The 902-nt window shown below is 54.0% G+C and carries 1 protein-coding gene and 1 pseudogene; both read left to right on the forward strand.

The window, feature by feature from the left end; all coding sequences use genetic code 11:
• A pseudogene (locus tag ACR0E6_RS21840) lies at positions 1 to 342 on the forward strand (cysteine synthase); the annotation flags it as partial.
• A gap of 128 nt (positions 343 to 470) precedes the next feature.
• Positions 471 to 902: DMT family transporter (locus tag ACR0E6_RS21845; protein ID WP_480587265.1), on the forward strand; the 432-nt coding region annotated here is incomplete at its 3' end.

Raw genomic sequence — 902 nt, forward strand, 5'->3', positions numbered from 1 at the left:
CAGGGTTGGACGCCTGATTTCATTCCTTGGGTCTTGCAGGAGGCCATAGACAACGGCTTCTATGATGAGTTGATCCCCGTGCCCGGCGCAGACGGGATTGCCTGGTCGCGCCGTCTGGCTGCGGAAGAGGGGATTTTCACCGGCATATCGGGTGGATCCACATTTGCGGTCTCGATGAAACTGGCTGAGACCGCGCCGAACGGATCGGTGATGCTGGTGATGCTTCCAGATACCGGTGAACGGTATCTTTCGACCCCGTTGTTCGAAGGGGTGGAGGAAGAGATGACGGATGAGGAGATCGCGATCTCTAAATCGACGCCATCGGCTCAGATGACGGACTGAAGCGACTGGAAAACAACCGGTTACAGTTGCTCTTCGTGAAAAAATTTTAGGATTGAGACGCGCGAATTGACTTTGCGTTAGATTGAAGCGTGAATACCGCCATTGTTTGAAGGCCGAGTATTGTTTGAATGAGTCCAAATGTTAAAGGCGCACTGCTGATGATGGCCAGCATGGCCGCATTTACAGTGAATGACACGCTGGTCAAAATCGCGCTGCGAGAATTGCCCTTGTTTCAGTTGGTTGCGATCCGGGGGGCTTTGGCGACTCTGCTTGTTTACGGGTTGGCGCGCCATCTTGGGGCGTTACACCTGAATTTTTCGCGGCATGACAAATTGTTGGTCTCAATTCGCTGTGTTGCCGAACTGTCCGCGACGTTTTTCTTTCTGACTGCGCTCAAGAACATGCCGTTAGCGAATGTGACTGCGGTTCTTCAGGTGTTGCCGCTAACCGTGACGCTGGGGGCAGTTCTGTTCTTCTCGGAACATATCGGCTGGCGGCGGATCATGGCCATTGTTGTCGGGTTCATGGGCATGTTGCTGATCGTACGGCCCGGGCCGGAC

It is taken from the genome of Ruegeria sp. AP12, assembly GCF_056540025.1.